Here is a 22,528-nt window from a genome sequence, read left to right as displayed (position 1 = left end):
CACCGCGTCGAGGGATCATACACGATCTCATGTATGGCATTGCCATCGTACATGATTGCATGTATGACTTAGGTCATCAGGGCTTTACACGGTTGTCACTGCCCGGAGGCGGTGTGGTGCGCCCTGGGTCCACCGGTGACCGGCCCCACCCGGCCGTCGCACCCGCTCTCGACGCTCATCGACGTCGCAGCCGGCCGCCGCACCCACACCTCCGCACACTCCGCCCCCAGTGATTGGAGTCCAGCGTGAGCACGACCTCCGCACGCAATGCGTCCCCGCATCCCCCCGGTACCGATGCCCGGCTGAACGGGATCATCGACGGCTTCGAACGCGGCCTGCCGGTCTTCGGTGCCTTTGCCGCGCCCGAACCGGCGGCGGCGATCGGCCTGCGCGACACCGACTACGACGCGGTCCTCTTCGAGGCCGAGCACAAGCCGTGGGACCCGCCGCAGCTGCGGGACGCGCTCCAGTACCTGCTGGACCGCCGGGAGGTGCGCGGGGCCGAGGGTCTCGCCCCGGCGACCACGCCGCTGGTCCGCGTACCGCCCAACGGCGCCGAGCTCTCCCAGTGGCACGCCAAGCAGGCGCTCGACCTCGGTGCGTACGGAGTGGTGTGGCCGCACATCGACACGGTCGAGGAGGCGCGCAACGCGGTCGCCGCCTGCCGCTACCCCGGGCAGGAGCCGGGTGACCGCGGGCCCGCCGGACTGCGTGGCGACAGCCCCGCGTGGGCGGCGCGGTACTGGGGCGTGCCGACCGCCGAGTACTACCGGCGGGCGGATGTGTGGCCGCTCGCGCCGCACGGCGAGCTCCTCGTCGGCCTGATGATCGAGAGCGTCCGGGCCGTGGAGAACCTCGACGAGATCCTGCGGCAGGTGGCGGGCGTCGGCTTCGTGATGATCGGTGAGGGCGACCTCAGCCAGGAACTGAGCCTGCCACGCCAGTACGACCATCCGGCCGTCGTGAAGTACAAGCAGCGGATCCTCGACATCTGCGCCGGGCACGGGGTCGCCGTCGCCCATCCGCATGTGACCGCCGCCAACGTAGACGAGGCCGTCGAGCAGGGATACCGGCTGCTGTTCACGGCACCGGTCGTCAGCCATCCCGGTCTGGCCCGCGGCCGGGAGATCGCCGGCCGCTCATGAGCACGCCCGCTGAGCAGCGAGAGGAACCGATGTACATCGACTGTCACGCCCACTTCACCACCGTCCCACGGGCGCTGAAGCAGTGGCGGGAACGACAGATCGCCGAGTTCGAGCAGCACGGCCGGCGCCTCGCCGCCGACGCGCTGGAGGTGTCCGACGACGAGATCGCCCAGGCCCTGCTGGCCGGGCCGCTCGCGCTCCAGGCCGAGCACGGGATCGACGTGGCACTGCTGTCGCCCATCGCGGGACTGATGGCGCACCACTACGGAGACCAGGAGACCAGCATCGTCTGGAGCCGGCTGAGCAACGACCTGATCCATCGGGTCCGCGGCCTGTACCCCGACGCGTTCGCCGGTGTCTGCCAGCTGCCCCAGTCCCCGCGCGGCGCCATCGACGCCTCCGTCGAAGAGCTGCGCCGCTGTGTGAACGAGCTGGGGTTCGTCGGGTGCAACCTCAACCCCGACCCGTCCGACGGCTACTGGCAAGCACCCCCGATCACCGACCCGTACTACTACCCGCTGTACGCCGAGATGGTCGAGCTGGGCGTGCCTGCGATGGTGCACTCCTCGATGTCGGCCAACCCGGCCGTGCACGGCACCTGCGCCCACTACCTCAACGCCGACACCACCGCGTTCATGCAGCTGTGCCAGTCCGACCTGTTCAAGGAGTTCCCCGACCTGCGGCTGATCCTGCCGCACGGCGGCGGCGTCGTGCCGTACCACTGGTCCAGGTTCCAGGGGGTCATGCAGGACCAGGGGCGGGGCGACCTGCTCGACGTCATCGGCGACAACATCTACTTCGACACCTGCGTCTACGGGCAGCGGGGCATGCAACTGCTCGTCGACACCGTGCCCTCGGCGAACCTGCTCTTCGCCTCCGAGATGATCGGCGCCGTCCGGGGCGTCGACCCTTCCACGGGCCGCCGGTACGACGACACCCGCTCCCTCCTGGACGCGGCCGGAGGTCTCCCGCTGCCCGCCCGCGCCGCCATCGCCTCCGGCAACGCGCTGCGGGTCTTTCCGCGGCTGCGCGCGGCACTGAAGACCCCCGGCGTCGTCTCCGAGCCAGAGAAGGAAACCACCCCATGACCAAGGTGTACGAAGCCATCGCCGACGCGTTCGTGGCGGAGGGCGCCACCCATGTGTTCGGCATGATGGGCGACGCCAACATGCACTGGATGAACGCCATGGCCGACCGCGGCGCGGCGCTGCTGGAGGCCCGCCACGAGGGCCCCGGTCTGACGATGGCCGACGGCTGGGCGCGGGCCACCGGCCGCCCGGGTGTCGCCTCGACGACCTGCGGCCCCGGCGTCACCCAACTCGCCACCGCGCTGGTGTGCGCCGCCCGCGCCCGCACCCCGCTGGTCGTCTTCGCCGGCGAGGCGTCACTGGCGACCCCCGGCGACTCGCAGTACCTGGACCAGCGCAAGTTCGCCGACGCCGTCGAGTGCGCCTTCGTACAGGTGTCGACGCCGTCGCGGGCCCACGCCGCGGTGCGGGAGGCGTTCCGGCTCGCCCGGACGACATCCCGGCCGGTGATGATCAGCGCTCCCATGGACGTGCAGCAGGAGGAGTTCACGGACCCGGCCCCCTACGTGCCGTCCACCGACTTCATCGACACCACCGCCGTGACCCCCGCCCCCCAGCGGATCCAGGACGCCGCGGACATCGTCGCCCGCAGCGAGCGAGTCGTCGTCCTCGTCGGCCGGGGGGCGCGCAGCCCGGAGGTGGCCGACCTCGTCGTCGAGCTGCAGAACACCACCCGCGCCCTGCTGGCCACCACGCTCCAGGCCATCAACTGGCTGCGGGACCGCACCCCCTACCACGCGGGCATCTCCGGAGGCTATGGCACGCGCACCGCCCACGACCTGATGCGGCAGGCCGACTGCCTGGTCGTGGTGGGCGCGAGTCTGAGCGAGTACACGACCTGGTTCGGCCGCCTCTACCCGGCGGCCAGGATCGTCCACATCGACCGGGCGGAACAGGTCGTGCCGGGAGACGGCCGGCCCGCGGACTGCTACGTCCGCGGTGACGCACGGCTCGCCCTCCAGCAGCTGATCACCGCTCTGGACGGCCGCGCCGAACGGGACCCCGGATACCACACGCCCGAGGTCGCCGAGCGGCTGCGCGAGGCCGCCGCGCCGCAGGAGCCGTTCCACCAGGAGGCCGACCGGCTGGACCCGCGCGAGGTGATCCTCACGCTCGACCGGGTCGTCCCGGAAGCGGTCCCCCTGGTGCTGGGCAGCGGTCACCAGACCGACTTCGGCACGATGCTGTTCACCCGGCCGCGCGAGGTCGTGTGCAACTACGGGCTCTTCGGTGCCATCGGCCAGGCGCCGCTGCTCACCATGGGATGGAGCCTCGGACGGGACGGCCGGCCGACCCTCGTCGTGGAGGGCGACGCCAGCTTCATCATGCACCTCGCCGAGTTCGACACCGCCTGCCGCTACGGCTGGCCCGTGCTGGTCCTGGTGATGAACGACGAGGCGCTCGGCGCCGAATACCACAAGTCCGAAGCCCACGGGCTGCGCCGCGACCTGTCGGCGATCCACTCACCCGACCTCGGAGCCGTGGCGCGGGCCATGGGCGGCGCCGGCGCCACCGTGCGCACCCTCGCCGAGCTGGAGAAGGCGGTCGGCGCCTTCGTCGACGATCCCGGCCCCACGGTCGTCGACGTCCGCATCTCGCGCGAGGTGATGAGCGTGCCGTTCCGCCGGCTCTGGCGCGGGGAGGACGTCTGATGAGGCACCTCACGGCAGCGCTGCGCAGGTACCCCCACACCGCACCGCTCATCGAGGGCACCACGCACCTGGACGGCTGCCGGGTCGACATCGCCGACGTCGACCCGATCCACCAGGCGTTCGCGCCGATGGTCCGCCACCAGCGCTACGACGTCAGCGAACTGGCCCTGGCCACCCTGTTGCAGGCCGTCGAGGCCGAGGTGCCGGTCGCGGCCCTGCCCGTGGTCACGGTCGGCAACTTCCCCCACCGGTCGCTCTACACGTTCCGGGACGGACCGCGGCTCACCCCGGCGGACCTGCGCGGCAGACGCGTAGGGGTACGCGCCTACAGCCAGACCACCGGACTGTGGGTACGAGGCGTGCTGAGCGACAGCTACGGGGTGCCGTCCCGCGACGTGACGTGGGTGACCACCGAGGCCCCCCACGTCGCCGCCGTCCGGGAACCCTCCAACGTCGAGCGGACCTCGGCGGACCTCGTCGAGGCGCTGCGCGGCGGACACCTCGCGTCGATCGTGCTGGGCGCTCCGTTCGCGTCCCGGGTCGACGGGCTGGTCCCGCTGATCGAGGACTGGGAGACCCGGCAGGAGAGCTTCTACGCGGAGCACGGCTGGGTACCCGCCAACCACCTCATCGTCGTCCGGCGTGATCTGCTCCGGTCCGAACCGGGCCTCGTCCGGGAGCTGTACCGCGCCCTGACCGCGGGTATCGACGCCGCCCGGCCCCACGCGCCGGCGGGCTCGGTCCGTGAACGCGCCGTCCGGTACGGCGTCGACGACACGCTGCTCGCGATGGTCGGGGCCGCCGTCCGCCACGCGCGGGAGCAGGAGATCGTCCGACGCGACATCGACCCCGCGGAACTCTTCGCGGACTTCGAGAAGTACGCCGGCGGGTCCTGACCCGGGCACCGAGCCGCAGCACCACCGCCCTGCGCAGTTCCTGAGGAGAACGATGACCTACTACTTCGACACGCACACCCACGCCGTGTCCGGCGACACCACCGCGTACCCCGTGCGTCCGCTCGGCGGGAACCGGTCCGAGTGGTCCCGCACCCGTCCGGTCGACGCCGACGGACTGATCCGCCACCTCGACGAGGCCGGGGTGCGCCGGGCGGCGCTCGTCCAGGCGTCGACGGTGTACGGATACGACAACAGCTACGCGGCGGACACCCTGGCCAGGTACCCCGACCGCCTGGTGGGGGTGTGCTCGGTCGACTTCCTGTCCGACACGGCCGTCACGGACCTGCGGTACTGGATCGAGGAGCGGGGCTTCTCCGGAGTGCGCATCCGCGTCTCCGACGGTGACACGAAGGTCGCCACCCCGGGCGCGGGCCTGTCCGACGAACGGATGACCGCCGTCTGGGACTACGTCGGCGCGCGGGGCGTCCCGGTCTGCGTCCAGATGCATTCCAAGGACACGGCGAAGCTGCTGGAGGTGCTCGAAACCCGTCCGGCCCTGACCGTCCTGCTCGACCACGCCGGGCGCCCGAACGCCGCCGGCGGACCGCCGTACCCGAAGCTCGCGGAACTGGAACAGCTCACGCGATTCGACGGCGTACACCTGAAGATCACGCCCGCGGCGCTGCGCCGCCTGGGCGACGAGCCCGGCGCCGAAGTCACCGAGGTCCTGCGACGGCTGGCGGACAGCTTCGGCACCGACCGCCTGATGTGGGGCTCCGACTTCCCCGCCTCCCGGGGCACCGCACGGGAGTCCCGCGAGCTGATCGAGAGCCGGCTGTCCTGGCTGGACGAGGACCGGCGACTCGATGTGCTCGGCCGCAACGCGGCGCGCGTCTACGGCACACCCGTCGGTGCGGCGTGACGCCGTGTCCGCGCCCAGCCCGCAGCAGAACACGGAGGACATGATGACGAGGCGATACCGGAGCGGCCGGCTCACGGCCCTTGGCGCGGTGCTGGCTGTCGTGGGCGCCGCGACCGGGTGTGGCGCCGACCTGGGCACCGCGGACCTCCCGGACTCGATGAGCGCACTCGTCGAGCAGGCGAAGAGCGAAGGCGAGGTCGACTGGCAGGCGGCCAAGCCGCTGGCGCAGATGCAGCCGGTGATCGACCTGTTCGAGAAGGAGTATCCCGGGATCGACGTCACCTACACCGAGACCAAGGCCCCGGACCAGGCGAGCCGGCTGAACGTGCAGCAAGCCGCCGGACGCGTCTCGGTCGACGTCGCCAACGCCGTGGGACAGACGGTGGTGCCGTCCGCCAAGATGGCTGACGACGTCCCCTGGTCCGCGTACGGGGTGGCCGCCGAGAACATCTTCAACGAGGACTTCGTCTACATCTGGGCCGCTCCCAAGGTCTGGGTGTACAACACCGACAAGGTCAAGTCCGCCGACCTGCCGAAGACATGGGACGACCTGCTGCAACCGTCCTGGGCCGGCGGCGCCGTCGCGGCCGACTCACCGGCGCAGTTCATGACCGTGTGGGACCTGGACCCCGCGATGGGCGAGGGCCGGGCCGTCACCTGGGCGAAGAAGTTCGCCGAGCAGGGGCCGCACTACACACCCACGGTCAACGAGGCCGAGGCCCTGGTCGAGTCCGGTCAGGTCGACATGGGTACGAGCCTCGTCAACCTGGTCCTCCAGGCGAAGGCCAAGGGCGCGCCCGTCGAGATCGCACCGCTGTCACCGACCAGTGCGAGCGAGGCGTACCTCTACGTGCCGAAGGGCGCCCCGCACCCGGCCGCGGCCGCTCTGCTGACCTCGTTCCTGTCCTCCGACAAGGCGCAGAAGGTGCTCGGCGAGACGTTCAACTCCCGGATCCCCAGCAGCACCGACTGCTCGGACCCCGACGGCAGTCCCACCCTGCGGGCGATGTGCGACGCCGGCCTGAAGTGGTTCCCCAGCACGGCTCTCAGTGACTACAAGAGTCTGTCGCAATTCTCCGTCAAAGCACAGAAAGCGCTCGGGACGGACATCAGCTAGATCACTCCGCCAAGGAGCGAAGAGGACAGTGACGTGCTTCAGACACGGGAGAAACTGCAATGAATCACGTGAAAGTCGATGAAACGCCGGCGCGGTCGACGGAGCCGGCGGAACCGGCCCCGCGAGCCGATCCGCCACCGGCCGCGCGGGGCGGACGCCTCGCCGCGGGCACCCTGGTCAACGTGGCGATGGTCGTCCTGATCGGCTACCTCGTGCTCGTACCCCTGGTCATCCTGCTGTACTCCAGTCTCAAGGCTTCGACGACCCAACTGCCTTTCCAGGTCTCCGGGTTCTCGTTCACGAACTTCGTCAACGTCTTCGAGTCCAGCCACTTCGCCTCGGTGGCGGGGAACACGGCCCTCTACGTCGTGGGATCGCTGCTGGTCGCCCTGGTACTCAGCATGTGCCTGGCGTACCTCATGGAACGGACCGACATTCCCGGCCGGCGGTTCCTCGCCCCGATGGCCCTGGCGCCGATGGCCGTGCCGGTCACGGTGATGGCGATCGCCTGGGCCCTCGTCGCCAATCCGGTGAACGGGCCGCTGGCGGTGGCCGTCCGCGAGGTGTTCGGCGTGGACATCGACATCTACTCGCTGGCCGGGATGATCCTGGTCATGGGAATCTTCGGCGTTCCCAGCATGTATCTGACGATCGCGCCCGCCTTCGCGCGTCTCAACCCCGAGCTGGAGGAGGCCGCCGCGGCCGTCGGGGCGCCACTGCGACGCCGGCTGCGGCTGATCGTGTTCCCGCTCGTGATGCCCGCCGTGTCCGCCGCCGCCATGCTGCTCGTCGTCGTGGCACTGGAGGGCTTCGCCATCCCCGCGATCCTCGGGCTGCCCAAGCAGATCTTCGTCTTCAGCAGTCAGATCCAGTACTACGTGCAACCGCCGACGGGCCTGCCCAACTACGGCCAGGCCAGCAGTTACGGCGTACTGCTCCTCGCGGTGTCGCTGGTCATGCTGCTGGTCTACCGGCGCCGCACCCGCGACGCGCACCGCTTCCGCGTCGTGTCCGGCAAGGGCTACCGGCAGACCAGAACGGAACTCGGACGCTGGCGGATCCCCGTCTTCGTCGTGGTCTGCGTCTACCTGGCCGTCGGGATCGCCCTGCCCATCCTGACCCTGGTCTGGACCAGCTTCTCGCCGTTCGTCCGTCCGGTCAGCCTCTCCGGCCTCGGCTCGCTGACGCTGTCGAACTACAGCACCGTCTTCACGGCGCCCGGGATGGGGCAGATCCTGCTGAACACGGCGGAGGTGGTGCTGCTCACCGCGACCGTCGCCACCGCGATCTCCGCGTGGCTCGCCATGTCCGCCTCCCGTCGCAGGTTTCCCGGCAGCACGTTCCTGTTCGAGGCCACGTTCCTGGTCTTCGGGATCCCCAGCGTCGTCCTGGGCTTCGCGATCCTGTTCCTCTACATCTTCTTCCCCGTGCCGCCGATCTACGGCACGGTATGGATCATCATCGTGGCCCTGGTGGCCCGCTACCTGCCACGCGGCTCACGCATGGTGCAGACCGCGATGCTGCAGCTGGACGACGGTCTCGTCGAAGCCGCCCAGGTCACCGGCGCGCGACCGTTCACGGTCACCAGGACCGTGCTCCTTCCGCTGCTGAGCCCCGCACTGCGCAAGTGCTGGCTCTGGATCTTCGCCCAGGCACTCGGCGAACTGCCGATCGCCCTCGTACTGACCAGCCCCGACAACCGCACCCTCGTGGTCGAGCTGTGGAGCATCTTCACGTCCAGCGGCGACTACCCGACGGCAAGTGCCCTGGCCGTGCTGCTCCTCGTGGTCTCGACCGTGGCGGTGTGGTCGGTCAACAGGCGCGGCGCAATGGAGGAATCATGACAGAGAACATGACGGAGAACGTGGCCGGCCCGGCGAAGGCCGCACCCGGCAGGTCGATCGTCGTCGACGGCCTCCGCAAGTCCTACGAACGCAACGCCGGCGACGCCGCCGCCTACGCGATCGACGGGGTGTCCTTCGACGTGCCCGAGGGGCAGTTCGTCACCCTGCTGGGACCGAGCGGCTGCGGGAAGACCACGACGCTGCGCTGCGTCGCCGGGCTGGAACGGGCGCAGGGCGGCCGGATCGAGATGGCCGGGCAGATCGTCTTCGACGCGTCCCAGGGGCGCCACGTACGGCCGGAGGACCGGCCCATCGCCATGGTGCCGCAGTCCTACGGGATCTGGCCGCACATGACCGTCCTCGACAACGCGGCCTTCCCGATGCGGCACGGCCGCAACCGTCGACGGGGCGAGGAGGTGCGCCGGCGTGCCATGGAGATGCTCGAACAGGTCGGGCTGCAGAGCATGGCCGACCGGTGGGCGACGCAGCTGAGCGGCGGCCAGCAGCAGCGCCTCGCCTTCGCCCGCGCCCTCCTCGGCGACCCCGAGGTGCTGCTGCTGGACGAGCCGCTGTCCAACCTCGACGCGAAGCTGCGAGCCAAGCTGCGCCAGGAACTGCGGTCGTTCCAGGAGAAGTTCGAGATCGCCGCCCTGTACGTCACCCATGACCAGTCCGAGGCACTCGCGCTGTCGGACACCGTCATCGTCATGAACCAGGGCCGGATCGAGCAGATCGACGGGCCGGAGCGCCTCTACGACCATCCGCGCTCCTCCTTCGTCGCCGACTTCATCGGCAGCGCCAACCTCCTTCCCGTCGAGCACACTTCGCCGGGCCCGGACGGCAGTGTCCTGGCCAAGACCGGTGTCGGCGCCGTGCTCTGCGGGCGCTCTCCGGCCGCCCCGGACGACCGGAGCGGCAACGGCGGCTTCGTCTGCGTGCGCCCGGAGAACGTGCGGGTGCGCGCCGCCGATGAGGGGACACCGCAAGCCGGGGACGACGAGATCCTCGGCAGGGTGGAGACCTCGGAGTTCCTCGGGGACCGGCTGGAACTGGTCGTCCGCGCGGGGGACGTGGCGATCACCGCGTTCGCGCGCGCCGACCTCGGAAGCCGGCCGGGGGACGACGTCTCGCTGGCGTTCGACCCGGCGAGCACCAGCTACCTCGCGAGCTGAACGTCGAAAGGGTGGGGCCGTCCGCGGGACGGCCCCACCCTTTGGCCCGGCGTCAGGAACGCTTCTTCCCCCTCAGGAACTTCTGCGGGATGTAGAGCGGCATGGAGTCCTCCGTCAGCGAGTCGGTGAGCATCCTCTTGTCGGAGCCGTCCGCGTTCATGCTGAAGATCTGGCCGTACGGCTGGAAGGTGTTGTCGGACAGACACGCCTCCTCGCGGAAACCGTACATACCGCTGCTGTACAGGAGGCGCCCGTCGTGGTTCCAGACGGCGTGCGCGTCGTTGGCGCCGCTGTCGGTGAGGCAGCGCAGGCCGGTGCCGTCCGGGCGGATGGTGTACACGTCGAAGTTGGCTCCGGCAGTCCGCCGGGTGAAGACGATGAGCTGACCGTCCGGGGACCAGTCGGGGAGGTTGTCGTAGTCATCGGTGATGGCCCGGATCTCCCGGGTCCTGAGATCGAGGACGCGCAGCCCCTTGTCCCACTCGCTCCAGACGCGGTACACGAGCCGGCGGCCGTCGGGCGAGTAGCTCGGGAATCCGGCGTTGGACGTGCCGTCGGTGAGCTTCTCCCAGGCCGAGCCGTCGCTGCGCACCCGTATCACGGTGTTGGCCGGTGCGTCCTGGGTGAACCAGGAGCCGAGGCCACAGGCGATCCATGCGCCGTCCGGCGACCACGCGGGCCGGTACGCGCCGGGCGAGAAGCCGGGGTCGGGGATCTTTCCGGCCGGGTCGAAGGCGACACGGCGGTCGGAGCCGTCCGGGTTCGCCGTGATGATGGAAGAGGTGCCGGTGAACTTGTCGGTGTACGCAAGGCGGCCCTGCGCCGACAGCACCGGGAAGGAGTCGCAGAACCGGTACTCCCAGTCCGGGTCCCAGCTGTACAGCGGGGTGTCGAACGGACGCGGCGTGAAGTCCGGCTTCTCGTAGATCACCGAGGTGCCGTCCGGCGACCAGCACGGCGAGCGCAGCGCCCGCCTCACGGCCGGCACCGTGCCCGACACGTATGCCAGGCCCTCGTCGTCGCCTCCCTTGACCAGGTAGCCGATCTCCGTGTCGCTCAGGTACTGCGGGGCGAGTTTCAGATTGGGCCCCGACGTGTGCTCGACCCGGTCGGCGCCGGTCGCGAAGTCGACGGAGACGATCTGCGACCGGACCTGGGGGTTCGTCGAGTGCGCGTCGTAGGTGTCCTCCGTCGCGATCTCGTAGAACACGATGCGGCGGCCGTCGGGTGACCACTTCGGCGAGCCGAGACAGTACTCGGGCCTGGTCGCGACCCGACGGAAACCGGTGCCGTCCGGGCGGATGGCGTAGATGCTCAGTTCCTGCGTGTGCTCCCAGCCCACGCCGTTGTCGTGCCCGCGCCAGACGGTGTTGCGGTCGCTGGAGAACGCGATCCACCGGCCGTCCGGCGACCATGCGGGCCGGAAGTGGCAGTCCGGTCCCGCGGGGTCACCGGCGACCACAGGACTGTCGGTGAGGTTGCGCAGGGCCCGGGTGCGCAGGTCCAGCAGCCAGATGTGGGCCCGGTGGTCGCCGCGCGTGGAGACGAACGCCAGTGTGCTGCCGTCCGGCGAGAGCGCGCCGACGTCGTCCACCGCGGGGCCGGTCACCAGCGGTTCGACGCCGGTGCCGTCGACGCGGGCGCGGTGGACACCGGCGTTGCCGGCTCCTTCGCGCTCCGACGTGAAGATCACCGAGCGCCCGTCCGGGGTGAAGGCCGCGTGGTAGTCGAACCCGGGGTTCGCCAGCAGCCTGCGCTCGTTCGAGCCGTCGGCGTTCGCGATGTACAGGTCGCAGGACGACGGCCCGAGCCGGTTCATCAGCATCACGCCCTTCTTGCCCGGGGCCGCGGCGGCGACCGCGAGGGACTTCGGCAGCAGTGCGGCGGCGGCGGACGTCGCCCCGACGGCAAGAAAGGCACGGCGCTTCATGTCTGGCGACATCGTTGTACCAGCTCCCCTTGTCAGGTGATCGAGTGAACGCGCACTGCGACGTTAGGTGCGGAAGGGAGCTGACGTCAGTCAAACATTTATGAAATTAAGAGGGATTTCATATACGATCTTGTCGATCACGGCTCGGGCGGGGTTACTTACTGTGACCAATTCCGATCGAATCCGATCGATGGCGAGCGTGTGCTGAGCGAGTGCTTCACCGGCTTATCGGTCTGTCGTACGAGGCCTCATACCAGAGCGGGATGTTGTCCGGGGGACTTTGGCAACTGCCCACCGCACATGAGGAGCAGACGACTACTGTCAGTGTCCGTCGGGCGACGCAGGGCCGACGGACCAGTAGACGGACCAGTACGAGGACACGACACCGATGTCTCACCTCCGCGCCCCGGCCGCGCGAGCAGACCGCCGCGAGGGCGGGCGGCACGGCCGGCCGGCCCCACGTACCACCGCCGCGCCGACCGAGACCCACATACGGCCCCAACTCCTCAGGCTCGCCGTCCTGCCGCCGGTCGCGGTCGCCCTCAGCGCCTGCGCGGTCGTCCTGTTCACCGTCCGGTCCACCGGCGCCCGGCCCGGTCCCGTCCTGTGGGGTGTCCTCGCCGGGGCGGTCTCGGTGACCGTCGCGGCCGTCGTCATCGCCGCGGTCGCCGCCGACCGCGCCGCGCGCTCCGTGTACGACCGCGTGGGCGCCCTGCGCCGCAGCACCGCGCGCCAGGAGGGCGACCTGCGCGCCGTCGTGGAGGCGTTGCGCCGCGGCGAGGCCCCGTCCCCGCGCACCCCGCGCGGCGGACCGCCGGACGACGCCGACGCCCTCGAACTGCTCGCCGCCGACCTCTCCCGCGCCCACGACGGCGCCGTCACGGCCGTCGTCCGCGCCGCCCAGCTCTCCAGCCAGGCGGGCAGCGAACAGAAGCTGGAGGTCTTCGTCAACCTCGCCCGGCGCCTGCAGTCCCTGGTGCACCGGGAGATCTCCATCCTGGACGAGCTGGAGAACGAGATCGAGGACCCCGACCTCCTCAAGGGCCTCTTCCACGTCGACCACCTCGCCACCCGCATCCGCCGCCACGCGGAGAACCTCGCCGTGCTCGGCGGCGCCGTCTCCCGCCGCCAGTGGAGCAACCCGGTCGACATGACCGAGGTGTTGCGCTCGGCCATCGCCGAGGTCGAGCAGTACTCCCGGGTCCGGCTGGTCCCGCCGATCGACGGCACCCTGCGCGGCCACGCCGTCGCCGACGTCATCCACCTGCTGGCCGAACTCGTCGAGAACGCCACCCTGTTCTCCGCCCCGCAGACGCAGGTGCTGATGCGCGCCAACCTCGTCACCTCGGGCCTGGCCGTCGAGGTCGAGGACCGCGGACTCGGCATGCCCGTCGGTGAACAGGACCGGATGAACGCCCTGCTCGCCGACCCCGACCAGGTCAACGTCGCCCGCCTGCTGGCCGACGGGCGCATCGGGCTGTTCGTCGTCTCCCAGCTCGCCAAGCGGCACGGCATCACCGTCCGGCTGCAGACCAACATCTACGGGGGTGTCCAGGCCGTACTGGTCGTGCCCCAGGCCCTGTTGGGCGCGGAGCCGGGTGCGCTCCCCGGGGGCGGCGCGGCCCGTCCGGCACCGGCCGCCGGGGGTGAGCCGGTGCCCGTGCCGCAACCCCGCCGGCAGATGCGGGTCGTGTCCTCGGCGATGCCGCAGGCCCCGGACCTGTCCGCCACGCCGCACGCGCCGACCCCGGACGCCGCACCGGCCGCGCCGGGGCCGGAGCCCACGGGACCGGCACCCGCCGTGCCCCCGCCCGCGCCCGTTCCCGCCCCCGCGCCCGCCACGACCGGGCCGGCCCAGGTGCGCGGGGCCGACGGCGAACCCGTGCCGCTGCCGGTGCGCGGCACGCACCGCAACCGGCCCACCCCCGCCGCCGCCGTGCCCGGCGTGCGGTCCGAGGACCGGGGCGTGCTCGCCGAGCACGCGGCCACCCCGCCCGTCCCGCGGCACAGCGCGGTGCGCGGCACCATGGGGAAACCCCAACTGCCGCGCCGCCGTGCCCAGGAACACATCGCGCCCCAGTTGCGCGGTGGTCCCGCACCCCGCCAGGAACCCGAGCAGTACACCGGTCACGACCCGGGCCTGATGGCGGCCTTCCAGCGTGGCTTCGGTCTCGCGGAGGCCCAGCAGAACACCGAACCGGCGTCCTTGACACCGATCCACGGCGACCCGGGCGGGACGGCCGAATGACCACCCGCACCACCCCCAGCACCTCCGCCTCCATCACCCCCACTCACACCCCCGTAACCCCCACCCTCACCACCAGCGCTCCCGCAGACCTTCGTACCCCAAGGAGTCGATCCACCATGGCGAGCGATGCGCCGACCGGCCAAGTGTCCGACCTCGACTGGCTGATGAGCGGCCTCGTCCAGCGCGTGCCGCACACCAGCAGCGCGGTGCTCCTGTCCGCCGACGGACTGGTGAAGTCCGTCCACGGCCTCGACGCCGACAGCGCCGACCACATGGCGGCCCTGGCCTCCGGCCTGTACTCCCTCGGCCGCAGCGCCGGTGTCCGCTTCGGCGACGGCGGTGACGTGCGGCAGGTCGTCGTCGAACTCGACTCGACCCTGCTCTTCGTCACCACCGCGGGCTCCGGCACCTGCCTCGCTGTACTGGCCGGCCGCGAGGCCGACGCGGCCGTGCTGGGCTACGAGATGGCGATGCTGGTCAAGAGCGTCCGCCCGTACCTGGTCACCGCGCCCCGGCAGCACGCCGTCGAACCCCCGGCGATGAGGCCTTGACGGTGGCTGCGGCCGGCGACGGGCCCTGGCTCGACGACGCGGCCGGACGGCTGGTGCGCCCCTTCACCGTCAGCAACGGCCGTACCCGGCCCACCGTCGCGCTGGACCTGATGTCCCAGGTCATGGCCACCGGGGCGACCCCCCTCGGCTACCTCGGACCCGAGCACACGCAGGCACTCGAACTGTGCCGGGTGCCCCTCCCGGTCGCCGAACTCGCCGCCCGGCTGCGGCTTCCGGTGGCGGTCACCAAGGTGCTGCTCTCGGACCTCGTCGACTGCGGCGCGCTGACCACCAAACCCCCCGCCGCGTTCCACCACCACCCCACGGACCGGGCCCTTCTGGAGGCAGTGCTCGATGGACTACGACGACAGCTCTGACCACGTACACGGCGAAGGCGCCGACCCGTTCCCCACCGCCCTGAAGATCCTCGTGGCGGGCGGATTCGGCGTCGGCAAGACGACCTTCGTCGGCGCGGTCAGCGAGATCGCGCCGCTGAGCACGGAGGAACTGCTCACCACGGTCAGCGCCGCGACCGACAACCTCGACGGAATCGAGAACAAACTCGAAACGACCGTGGCCATGGACTTCGGCCGCCTCACCCTCGACGCCGAACACGTCCTGTACCTCTTCGGAACGCCCGGCCAGGAACGCTTCTGGTTCATGTGGGACGAGTTGTGCGAGGGCGCGCTCGGCGCGGTGATCCTCGCCGACACCCGCCGCCTGGAGGAGTCCTTCGCCGCCGTCGACTTCTTCGAGGAACGCGGTCTCGGCTTCATCGTCGCGATCAACGAGTTCGACGGCTCCTACCGCTACGACCCCGAGGAGGTGCGCGCGGCCATGGACCTCCACCCCGAGATCCCGATCGTGCGCTGTGACGCCCGGATCTCCAGCTCCGGCGTCCAGACGCTGCTCACCCTCGTGCGCCACCTCATCGCCCACACCCCCGCCCCCGCCTCGGGGTTCGGAGCCGGAGTCCGCCCATGAGCTACGACCCGCCACGCCCGGCCGGACGTCTGCTGCTCACCCCCGAGGACCGGGAGGCCCCCGAGCGGGTACGACGGCTGCGTCGGCTCGGCCTGGCGGAGCGCCCCGATCCGGCCCTCGACGCCTACGCCGACCACCTCGCCGGCCTCGCCGAGGCGCCGTACGCGATGGTCAACTTCCTGGTGGAGGGCGGGCAGTTCTTCGCGGGGCTGCGGGTGCCGGACGTCCCTCCGGTGACCCGCGGGGACGGGACCAGCCCCGAGTTCGGCCGGGTGCAGCCCCGCGACCACGGCTTCTGCCCCCATGTGGTGGTCCGGCGCAAGGCGCTGGTCCTGGAGGACGTGCGCGACTACCCGCGCTTCGCGGGCAACCCAGTCGTCGACGCCTTCGGCATCCGCTCCTACCTGGGCGCCCCGCTCATCGACAGCACCGGCACGGTGCTCGGCACCGTGTCCGCCGCCGACGTGCGGCCCCGGGCCTGGGGGACCGCGGGCCTGGCCACGATCAAGTCGGCGGCGGCCGACCTGGTACGGCGGATCGAGCGCAGTGCGCAGGACGGGCTCCCGCTGTGAATCGCAGGTCGGCCGGGCGCCCGGGGCGTGCGGCGTGAAGGAAAGCTGCGGCCGGGCTTAAGAAAGGCTCGATGGACCCGGGGCGGTGCCGTACGGCAGATTGCTGTGCGATTCCCCTCCCCTCCCCGGACGCGGGCCGCCTCGGTGTGCCCTGCGCCGGGACCTCACCCCGTCAGGAGCCGTTCAGTTGAAGGCGCTGGTCAAGGAGAAGGCGGAGCCCGGGCTGTGGCTCGCGGACGTGCCCGAGCCCGCCGTGGGACCCGGTGATGTGCTCATCAAGGTGCTGCGCACCGGCATCTGCGGCACCGACCTGCACATCCGGGCCTGGGACGGCTGGGCGCAGCAGGCCATCCGCACCCCGCTCGTCGTCGGCCACGAGTTCGTCGGCGAGGTCGTGGAGACCGGGCGAGACGTCACCGACATCAAGACCGGCGACCGGGTCAGCGGCGAGGGCCACCTGGTCTGCGGCAAGTGCCGCAACTGCCTGGCCGGACGGCGCCACCTGTGCCGCGCCACGGTCGGCCTCGGCGTCGGCCGGGACGGGGCGTTCGCCGAGTACGTCGCCCTGCCCGCCACCAACGTCTGGGTGCACCGCGTCCCCGTCGACCTCGACGTCGCCGCGATCTTCGACCCGTTCGGCAACGCCGTGCACACCGCGCTGTCCTTCCCGCTGGTCGGCGAGGACGTGCTGATCACCGGCGCCGGACCGATCGGCCTGATGGCCGCCGCCGTGGCCCGGCACGCCGGCGCCCGCAACGTCGTGATCACCGACGTGAGCGAGGAGCGGCTGGACCTCGCCCGCAAGGTCGGCGTCAGCCTCGCCCTGAACGTCTCGGGCGCCACCATCGCCGACGGACAGCGCGAGCTGGGCCTGCGCGAGGGCTTCGACATCGGCCTGGAGATGTCCGGCCGTCCCGAGGCCATGCGCGACATGATCGCCAACATGACGCACGGCGGCCGGATCGCCATGCTCGGCCTGCCGGCCGAGGAGTTCCCGGTCGACTGGGCCCGGATCGTCACCTCCATGATCACCGTCAAGGGCATCTACGGCCGCGAGATGTTCGAGACCTGGTACGCCATGTCCGTGCTGCTCGAAGGCGGCCTCGACCTCGCCCCGGTGATCACCGGCCGGTACTCCCACCGCGACTTCGAGGCCGCGTTCGCCGACGCGGCGAGCGGCCGGGGCGGCAAGGTCATCCTCGACTGGACCGCGTAAGCCACCCTCATCTCCCGTCTCTCCAGGAGCGTTTGACATGTTCGACTCCGTGCGCGACGACCTGCGCGCCACCCTCGACGAGATCCGCGCCGCCGGCCTGCACAAGCCCGAGCGCGTCATCGGCACCCCGCAGTCCGCGACCGTCGAGGTCACCGCGGGCGGCCGCCCCGGCGAGGTCCTCAACTTCTGCGCCAACAACTACCTCGGCCTCGCCGACCACCCCGAGGTCGTCGCCGCCGCCCACGAGGCACTGGACCGCTGGGGCTACGGCATGGCCTCCGTCCGCTTCATCTGCGGCACCCAGGAGGTGCACAAGGAACTGGAGGCCCGGCTCTCCGCGTTCCTCGGCCAGGAGGACACCATCCTCTACTCCTCCTGCTTCGACGCCAACGGCGGCGTCTTCGAGACCCTGCTGGGCCCCGAGGACGCGGTGATCTCCGACGCCCTCAACCACGCCTCGATCATCGACGGCATCCGGCTGTCCAAGGCCCGCCGCTTCCGGTACGCCAACCGCGACCTCGCCGACCTTGAGCGGCAGCTCAAGGACGCGTCCGACGCCCGGCGCCGCCTGATCGTCACCGACGGCGTGTTCTCCATGGACGGCTACGTGGCCCCGCTGGACGAGATCTGCGACCTCGCCGAGCGCTACGACGCCATGGTCATGGTCGACGACTCCCACGCCGTCGGCTTCGTCGGCCCCGGCGGCCGCGGCACCCCCGAGCTGCACGGCGTCATGGACCGCGTCGACATCATCACCGGCACCCTCGGCAAGGCGCTCGGCGGCGCCTCCGGCGGCTACGTCGCCGCGCGCGCCGAGATCGTCGCCCTGCTGCGCCAGCGCTCCCGCCCGTACCTCTTCTCCAACACCCTCGCGCCGGTGATCGCCGCCGCCTCCCTCAAGGTGCTCGACCTGCTGGAGTCGGCCGACGACCTGCGGGTGCGGCTGGCCGAGAACACCGCCCTGTTCCGCCGCCGGATGACCGAGGAGGGCTTCGACATCCTTCCCGGCGACCACCCCATCGCGCCCGTCATGATCGGCGACGCGTCGAAGGCGGGCCGCATGGCGGAGCTGCTCCTGGAGCGCGGCGTGTACGTGATCGGCTTTTCCTACCCGGTCGTCCCGCAGGACAAGGCCCGTATCCGGGTCCAGCTGTCCGCCGCGCACTCCACCGACGACGTGAACCGCGCGGTGGACGCCTTCGTCTCCGCGCGGGAACAGCTCGACGCCTGAAGCCCCGGTGACCTGAGAGAATCGATCCCATGATCGAGGCGCGGCGGCTGCACATCCTGCGAGCGGTGGCGGACCACCGCACCGTGACGGCGGCTGCCGCCGCGCTGTACCTCACCCCGTCCGCGGTCTCCCAGCAGCTCGCCGCCCTGGAGCAGGAGACCGGGCACCGCCTGGTCGAGCGCGGCGCCAAGGGCGTACGGCTGACCCCGGCCGGGGAGATCCTGCTCAGCCACACCAACGCCGTCCTCGCCCAGCTGGAGCGAGCGGAGGCCGAGCTGGCCGCGTACGGCTCGGGCGAGGCCGGCACCGTCACGGTCGCCTCCTTCGCGACCGGCATCGCCCTCGTCGTCGCGCCCGCCCTGGCCCGCCTCGCGGCGTCGGCGCCCGGCATCCGGATCCGCGTCCAGGACGCCGAGGGCGACGCCAGCCTGCCGATGGTCCTGGACCGGCAGGTCGACGTGGCCGTCGCCGTCGAGTACCGCGGGGCGCCGGCCGCCGACGACCCGCGGCTGACCCACGTCCCGCTGTACGCCGAGCCCTTCGACGCGGTCGTCCCGGTCGCCCACCGCCTCGCCGACGCCGCGGAGGTGCCGCTCGCCGAGCTGGCCAAGGACACCTGGATCGGCCCCTACCCGGGAAACCCGTGCCACGACGTGGTGGTGCTGGCCTGCGAGAACGCCGGGTTCCAGCCCCGCCTGGAACACTCCTCGGACGACTTCCGCGCCGTGGTGTCGCTCGCCGCGGCCGACGCCGGGGTGGCGCTCGTCCCGCGCTCGGCGCTGCACGGCACCGACCTCACCGGCGTGGTCGTCCGCCCGGTCGACGGGATCGCGCCGACCCGCCGCGTCTTCGCGGCCGTACGCCGGGGCGCCGAGGAGCACCCGCTGATCCGCCAGGTGCTGGACGCGCTCGGCGAGGCGGCCCGGGTGTGAGGCTTCCGTAACCAGGGTGTCTCATTTCCGGGATAGCGTCCCGGATATGAGACATGATGACGAGGGTGCGGACCCGGTGGACGTCCGGCTCGCCGCCCGCCTGGCCGAACTGCGGGCCGAACGCGGCTGGTCGCTGGGGGAGCTGGCGGAGCGCAGCGGGGTGAGCCGGTCCACGCTGTCCCGGGCCGAGCGGGCCGAGACCAGCCCCACCGCAGCCGTGCTCAACCGGCTCTGCGCGGTCTACGGACGGACCATGTCCCGGCTGCTCAGCGAGGTCGAGGCGGAACCCGCGCTGCTGGTGCGGGCCGCCGAGCAGCCCGTGTGGGAGGACCGCCCGGCCGGGTTCGTACGCCGCTCGGTGTCCCCGCCGCACGCCGGACTGCGCGGCGAACTCGTCGAGGGGCGGCTGGCCGCGGGCGCCGACATCGCCTACGACCGGCCGCCCGTGCCCGGCCTGGAACAGCACCTCTGGGTCCTGGAAGGGGCCCTGGAGATCACGACGCAGGACGTGGCGCACCACCTCGCCACCGGGGACTGCCTGCGGATGCGCGTGTGGGGCCCGACCCGGTTCCGGTCCGCCGGACCCGAGGGCGCGCGCTACGCGCTGGCGGTGGTGCTGCCGTGATCGTGCAAAGACTCGACGAGCACGGAGTGACGGCGTTGCTGGACGGCCTGGCCGCTCTGCTGACCGACACCGTCGCGGGCGGCGCCTCCGTCGGCTTCCTCGCCCCGCTCGGCCACGCGGAGGCCGCCGACTGGTGGTGCGGGCGGGCCGCCGCCGTGGCCGCCGGGCAGCTCGCCGTCTGGGTGGCGCGGGAGGGGGAGCGGGTGACCGGAACCGTGAGCCTCGCCCTGCCGGACAAGCCCAACAGCCGCCACCGCGCGGAGCTGGTCAAGCTCATGGTGTCCCGCGGGGCCCGCGGCCGGGGACTGGGCCGCCGGCTGCTGGCCACCGCCGAGGAGGCGGCCGCGGCGGCCGGGATCACCCTGCTCCATCTCGACACCGAGACCGGCAGCCCCGCCGAGCACCTGTACCGGTCCACCGGGTGGACCCGGGCCGGCACGATCCCCGACTACGCGGCCGACCCGCGCGGCGAACTGCGGCCGACGACGCTGTACTTCAAGCAGGTCGGCGTGCGGGTGGCGACGCCCGCCGTCACCGGGTGATTGTCGGTGGCGGCCGATACCGTGCCTGTCATGCCGGACGCAGAAGACGTACGCCGTATCGCCCTGTCCCTGCCGGACACGACGGAGAAGATCGCCTGGAGCATGCCCACCTTCCGGGTCGCGGGAAAGATGTTCGCGACCCTGCCCGAGGAGGAGACCTCCCTCGCGGTGCGCTGCCCGAAGGAGGAACGCGACGAACTGGTGCTGGCCGAGCCGGAGAAGTTCTGGATCGCCGCGCACGAGGCCCAGTTCGCCTGGGTGCGGGCCCGGCTCGCCGCCCTGGAGGGCGAGGACGAGCTGCGCGACATCCTCGCCGACTCCTGGCGCCAGGCGGCCCCGACCCGGCTGCTGGAGGCGCACCCCCGGCTGGGGCTGCCCGCCGGGGACTGAAAACCCCTCGGGCGTTGTAAGTGCCCCGTGGCATGATCCGAAGACGTGCGTGACAGCCGGGACCGGAGGGGGGTCCCGGCTGTCGGACGTACGGCGCCACCGGAGGGCAAGGGGAGGGGAGAGCACGCATGCCCGGTACGTCGCTGCGGCCGACGGCGGCGCGAGCCGTCTGGTCGCGGGACTTCGCGCTGTTCTTCGCCGCCCGGGCGGTGGCCCGGCTCGGCGACACCATGCTGCCCGTCGCGCTCGCCGCCGGACTGCTCCAGCACGGGTACGGCGCGGGCGCGGTCGGCCTAGCCATGGCCGCGACGGCCGCCGCCTTCGCCGGTCTGGTCGTCTTCGGCGGAGTCCTCGCCGACCGCTTCAGCACCCGCAAGCTGATGATCGGCGCCGACCTGGTCCGGCTCGGCACCCAGGCCGCGGCCGCCGCGCTGTTCTTCTCCGGGCACGTCGTGCTCTGGCAGATCTGCGTCATCGGGTTCGTCAACGGGGTCGCGGGCGCCGTCTTCCAGCCCGGCGTCGCCAGCACCGTGCCCCGGCTCGCCTCCGACGTCCAGGGCGCCAACGGTGCGATACGGGTGGCCGAGTCCGCCGCCCAGCTCGCCGGGCCCGCCGTGGCGGGCCTCCTGGTCGGCTTCGCCTCGCCCGGCGGGGTCTTCGCCGCCCACGCCGCCACGTACGCGATCAGCGCCCTGTGCCTGCTGCTGCTCCGGCTGCCTCCGCCCGCGCCGGGCGGCCGGGCGGTGTCCGGCCGCGGGAGCAAGGCCTTCCGTGCCGACCTGGTCCAGGGCTGGCGGGAGTTCCGTGCGCGACCCTGGCTGTGGAGCGTCATAGCCGTCTGGTGCGTGTACATGATCGCGGTCTGGGGCCCGACCGTCCCGCTGGTCGCCACCGAGGTGGTGCAGGAGCACGGCCCGCGCGCCTACGGGCTGGTCAACTCCGCCCTGGGCGCGGGGACCGTCGTGGGGGGCCTGCTCGCCCTGCGGCTGCGGCCGCTGCGCATGCTCCGGGCCGGGGCGATCGCCCTCGTGGGCTTCGCCGCCTTCCCGGCGAGCGTCGGTTTCGGGCTGGGCGTACCCGTCATGGCGGCCGGAGCGGCCGTCGCCGGGGCCGGCCTGTCCTTCTGGGGCGTGATGTGGGCGACCAGCGTGCAGACCCAGGTCCCGCCGGACGTCCTCAACCGCATCCACGCCTACGACGTGGCGGGCTCGCTCGCGATGATGCCCGTCGGCCAGGCCCTGGCCGGCCCGGCCGCCTCCGTTCTCGGCGCCGAGAACGTCCTGCTCGTCGCCGGTGCGACCAGCTTCGCCGTGTGCTCGGCCCTGCTCCTGATACCGGCGGTGCGCGGGCTGGTGCGGGCGGAGGCGGCCACGGCGGGGCCGAGCGGCGCCCCGGCCGGGGCGGAGCCGTCCCGCACCCGCAAGTGCTGACGCCGCCGGAGCCCGCCCCGGAAAAGCGATGCGCGACCACC

At 71.8% G+C, this 22,528-nt stretch carries 21 protein-coding genes; 20 read left to right on the top strand and 1 reads right to left on the bottom strand.

Going from position 1 to position 22,528, the window contains the following annotated elements; translation table 11 throughout:
- Positions 1-245 precede the first annotated feature (245 nt).
- The 8 genes from K7854_RS08975 to K7854_RS08940 all read left to right on the top strand — a co-directional run bounded on the left by K7854_RS08975 (position 246) and on the right by K7854_RS08940 (position 9,836).
- Positions 246-1,145 (top strand): HpcH/HpaI aldolase family protein, encoded by a 900-nt coding sequence (locus K7854_RS08975; RefSeq protein ID WP_226025852.1) that lies wholly within the window; start codon positions 246-248, stop codon positions 1,143-1,145.
- A 29-nt stretch (positions 1,146-1,174) separates the two neighbouring features.
- Entirely contained in the window at positions 1,175-2,233 is a 1,059-nt protein-coding gene (locus tag K7854_RS08970; protein ID WP_226025939.1) for an amidohydrolase family protein, read from the top strand.
- Complete coding sequence (locus tag K7854_RS08965) at positions 2,230-3,885, top strand: thiamine pyrophosphate-binding protein (RefSeq protein WP_226025851.1); 1,656 nt, start codon at positions 2,230-2,232, stop codon at positions 3,883-3,885. The genes K7854_RS08970 and K7854_RS08965 overlap by 4 nt, the downstream gene beginning before the upstream one ends.
- Positions 3,885-4,781, top strand: a complete 897-nt coding sequence (locus tag K7854_RS08960; protein WP_226025850.1) for a substrate-binding domain-containing protein — start codon at positions 3,885-3,887, stop codon at positions 4,779-4,781. Before K7854_RS08965 ends, K7854_RS08960 begins: the two co-directional genes overlap by 1 nt.
- A 52-nt stretch (positions 4,782-4,833) precedes the next feature.
- The gene (locus K7854_RS08955) at positions 4,834-5,703 is read left to right on the top strand and encodes an amidohydrolase family protein (RefSeq protein ID WP_226025849.1); all 870 of its coding nucleotides are present in this window, start codon (positions 4,834-4,836) and stop codon (positions 5,701-5,703) included.
- Positions 5,704-5,743: 40 nt separating this feature from the next.
- A complete protein-coding gene (locus K7854_RS08950) occupies positions 5,744-6,820 on the top strand; it encodes an ABC transporter substrate-binding protein (RefSeq protein WP_226025848.1) in 1,077 nt (358 codons plus the stop codon).
- A 68-nt stretch (positions 6,821-6,888) separates the two neighbouring features.
- Positions 6,889-8,664, top strand: a complete 1,776-nt coding sequence (locus K7854_RS08945; protein WP_226025847.1) for an ABC transporter permease — start codon at positions 6,889-6,891, stop codon at positions 8,662-8,664.
- Positions 8,661-9,836 (top strand): ABC transporter ATP-binding protein, encoded by a 1,176-nt coding sequence (locus K7854_RS08940; RefSeq protein WP_226025846.1) that lies wholly within the window; start codon positions 8,661-8,663, stop codon positions 9,834-9,836. The genes K7854_RS08945 and K7854_RS08940 overlap by 4 nt, the downstream gene beginning before the upstream one ends.
- Before the next feature lie 52 nt (positions 9,837-9,888).
- On the opposite strand, the gene K7854_RS08935 is transcribed toward K7854_RS08940, so the two are convergent.
- A complete protein-coding gene (locus K7854_RS08935) occupies positions 9,889-11,778 on the bottom strand; it encodes a hypothetical protein (RefSeq protein WP_226025845.1) in 1,890 nt (629 codons plus the stop codon).
- Positions 11,779-12,154: 376 nt separating this feature from the next.
- On the opposite strand from K7854_RS08935, the gene K7854_RS08930 reads away from it, so the two are divergent.
- From K7854_RS08930 to K7854_RS08875, 12 genes are all read left to right on the top strand, one after another.
- Entirely contained in the window at positions 12,155-14,014 is a 1,860-nt protein-coding gene (locus tag K7854_RS08930; RefSeq protein WP_226025844.1) for a sensor histidine kinase, read from the top strand.
- A 116-nt stretch (positions 14,015-14,130) separates the two neighbouring features.
- Entirely contained in the window at positions 14,131-14,565 is a 435-nt protein-coding gene (locus tag K7854_RS08925; protein ID WP_030189437.1) for a roadblock/LC7 domain-containing protein, read from the top strand.
- A 2-nt stretch (positions 14,566-14,567) separates the two neighbouring features.
- Complete coding sequence (locus K7854_RS08920; RefSeq protein ID WP_226025843.1) at positions 14,568-14,942, top strand: DUF742 domain-containing protein; 375 nt, start codon at positions 14,568-14,570, stop codon at positions 14,940-14,942.
- Positions 14,920-15,549, top strand: coding sequence for a GTP-binding protein (locus K7854_RS08915; RefSeq protein ID WP_226025842.1), 630 nt, complete (start codon positions 14,920-14,922; stop codon positions 15,547-15,549). The genes K7854_RS08920 and K7854_RS08915 overlap by 23 nt, the downstream gene beginning before the upstream one ends.
- Complete coding sequence (locus K7854_RS08910; protein ID WP_226025841.1) at positions 15,546-16,121, top strand: GAF domain-containing protein; 576 nt, start codon at positions 15,546-15,548, stop codon at positions 16,119-16,121. The genes K7854_RS08915 and K7854_RS08910 overlap by 4 nt, the downstream gene beginning before the upstream one ends.
- A 187-nt stretch (positions 16,122-16,308) precedes the next feature.
- Positions 16,309-17,337 (top strand): L-threonine 3-dehydrogenase, encoded by a 1,029-nt coding sequence (gene tdh / locus K7854_RS08905; RefSeq protein WP_226025840.1) that lies wholly within the window; start codon positions 16,309-16,311, stop codon positions 17,335-17,337.
- 37 nt (positions 17,338-17,374) lie between these two features.
- On the top strand, positions 17,375-18,568 hold the full coding sequence (locus K7854_RS08900; protein WP_226025839.1) for a glycine C-acetyltransferase: 1,194 nt from the start codon (positions 17,375-17,377) through the stop codon (positions 18,566-18,568).
- A gap of 29 nt (positions 18,569-18,597) precedes the next feature.
- On the top strand, positions 18,598-19,500 hold the full coding sequence (locus K7854_RS08895) for a LysR family transcriptional regulator (protein ID WP_226025838.1): 903 nt from the start codon (positions 18,598-18,600) through the stop codon (positions 19,498-19,500).
- 46 nt (positions 19,501-19,546) lie between these two features.
- On the top strand, positions 19,547-20,125 hold the full coding sequence (locus K7854_RS08890; protein WP_226025837.1) for a helix-turn-helix domain-containing protein: 579 nt from the start codon (positions 19,547-19,549) through the stop codon (positions 20,123-20,125).
- Positions 20,122-20,667: a GNAT family N-acetyltransferase gene (locus K7854_RS08885; protein ID WP_226025836.1), complete on the top strand. Its 546-nt coding sequence runs from the start codon at positions 20,122-20,124 to the stop codon at positions 20,665-20,667. The genes K7854_RS08890 and K7854_RS08885 overlap by 4 nt, the downstream gene beginning before the upstream one ends.
- 30 nt (positions 20,668-20,697) lie before the next feature.
- Positions 20,698-21,057 carry an MmcQ/YjbR family DNA-binding protein gene (locus tag K7854_RS08880; RefSeq protein WP_226025835.1) on the top strand — a complete coding sequence of 120 codons (360 nt, stop codon included), beginning with the start codon at positions 20,698-20,700 and terminating at the stop codon, positions 21,055-21,057.
- 128 nt (positions 21,058-21,185) lie between these two features.
- Positions 21,186-22,487, top strand: coding sequence for an MFS transporter (locus K7854_RS08875; protein ID WP_226025834.1), 1,302 nt, complete (start codon positions 21,186-21,188; stop codon positions 22,485-22,487).
- Positions 22,488-22,528 lie beyond the last annotated feature (41 nt).

Origin of the sequence: Streptomyces hyderabadensis (genome assembly GCF_020404845.1) — a bacterium.
GTDB lineage: Bacteria > Actinomycetota > Actinomycetes > Streptomycetales > Streptomycetaceae > Streptomyces > Streptomyces hyderabadensis.
Note: the sequence above shows the minus strand (reverse complement) of the source record. Positions and strands in the feature narration are given on the sequence as shown.

Coding starts and splice junctions, on each gene's coding strand:
- K7854_RS08895 (WP_226025838.1), top strand. CDS start 18,598: ATGATCGAGGCGCGGCGGCTGCACATCCTGCGAGCGGTGGCGGACCAC.
- K7854_RS08915 (WP_226025842.1), top strand. CDS start 14,920: ATGGACTACGACGACAGCTCTGACCACGTACACGGCGAAGGCGCCGAC.
- K7854_RS08925 (WP_030189437.1), top strand. CDS start 14,131: ATGGCGAGCGATGCGCCGACCGGCCAAGTGTCCGACCTCGACTGGCTG.
- K7854_RS08880 (WP_226025835.1), top strand. CDS start 20,698: ATGCCGGACGCAGAAGACGTACGCCGTATCGCCCTGTCCCTGCCGGAC.
- K7854_RS08890 (WP_226025837.1), top strand. CDS start 19,547: ATGAGACATGATGACGAGGGTGCGGACCCGGTGGACGTCCGGCTCGCC.
- K7854_RS08900 (WP_226025839.1), top strand. CDS start 17,375: ATGTTCGACTCCGTGCGCGACGACCTGCGCGCCACCCTCGACGAGATC.
- K7854_RS08950 (WP_226025848.1), top strand. CDS start 5,744: ATGATGACGAGGCGATACCGGAGCGGCCGGCTCACGGCCCTTGGCGCG.
- K7854_RS08955 (WP_226025849.1), top strand. CDS start 4,834: ATGACCTACTACTTCGACACGCACACCCACGCCGTGTCCGGCGACACC.
- K7854_RS08965 (WP_226025851.1), top strand. CDS start 2,230: ATGACCAAGGTGTACGAAGCCATCGCCGACGCGTTCGTGGCGGAGGGC.
- K7854_RS08970 (WP_226025939.1), top strand. CDS start 1,175: ATGTACATCGACTGTCACGCCCACTTCACCACCGTCCCACGGGCGCTG.
- K7854_RS08935 (WP_226025845.1), bottom strand. CDS start 11,778: ATGTCGCCAGACATGAAGCGCCGTGCCTTTCTTGCCGTCGGGGCGACG.
- K7854_RS08940 (WP_226025846.1), top strand. CDS start 8,661: ATGACAGAGAACATGACGGAGAACGTGGCCGGCCCGGCGAAGGCCGCA.
- K7854_RS08910 (WP_226025841.1), top strand. CDS start 15,546: ATGAGCTACGACCCGCCACGCCCGGCCGGACGTCTGCTGCTCACCCCC.
- K7854_RS08960 (WP_226025850.1), top strand. CDS start 3,885: ATGAGGCACCTCACGGCAGCGCTGCGCAGGTACCCCCACACCGCACCG.
- K7854_RS08875 (WP_226025834.1), top strand. CDS start 21,186: ATGCCCGGTACGTCGCTGCGGCCGACGGCGGCGCGAGCCGTCTGGTCG.
- K7854_RS08930 (WP_226025844.1), top strand. CDS start 12,155: ATGTCTCACCTCCGCGCCCCGGCCGCGCGAGCAGACCGCCGCGAGGGC.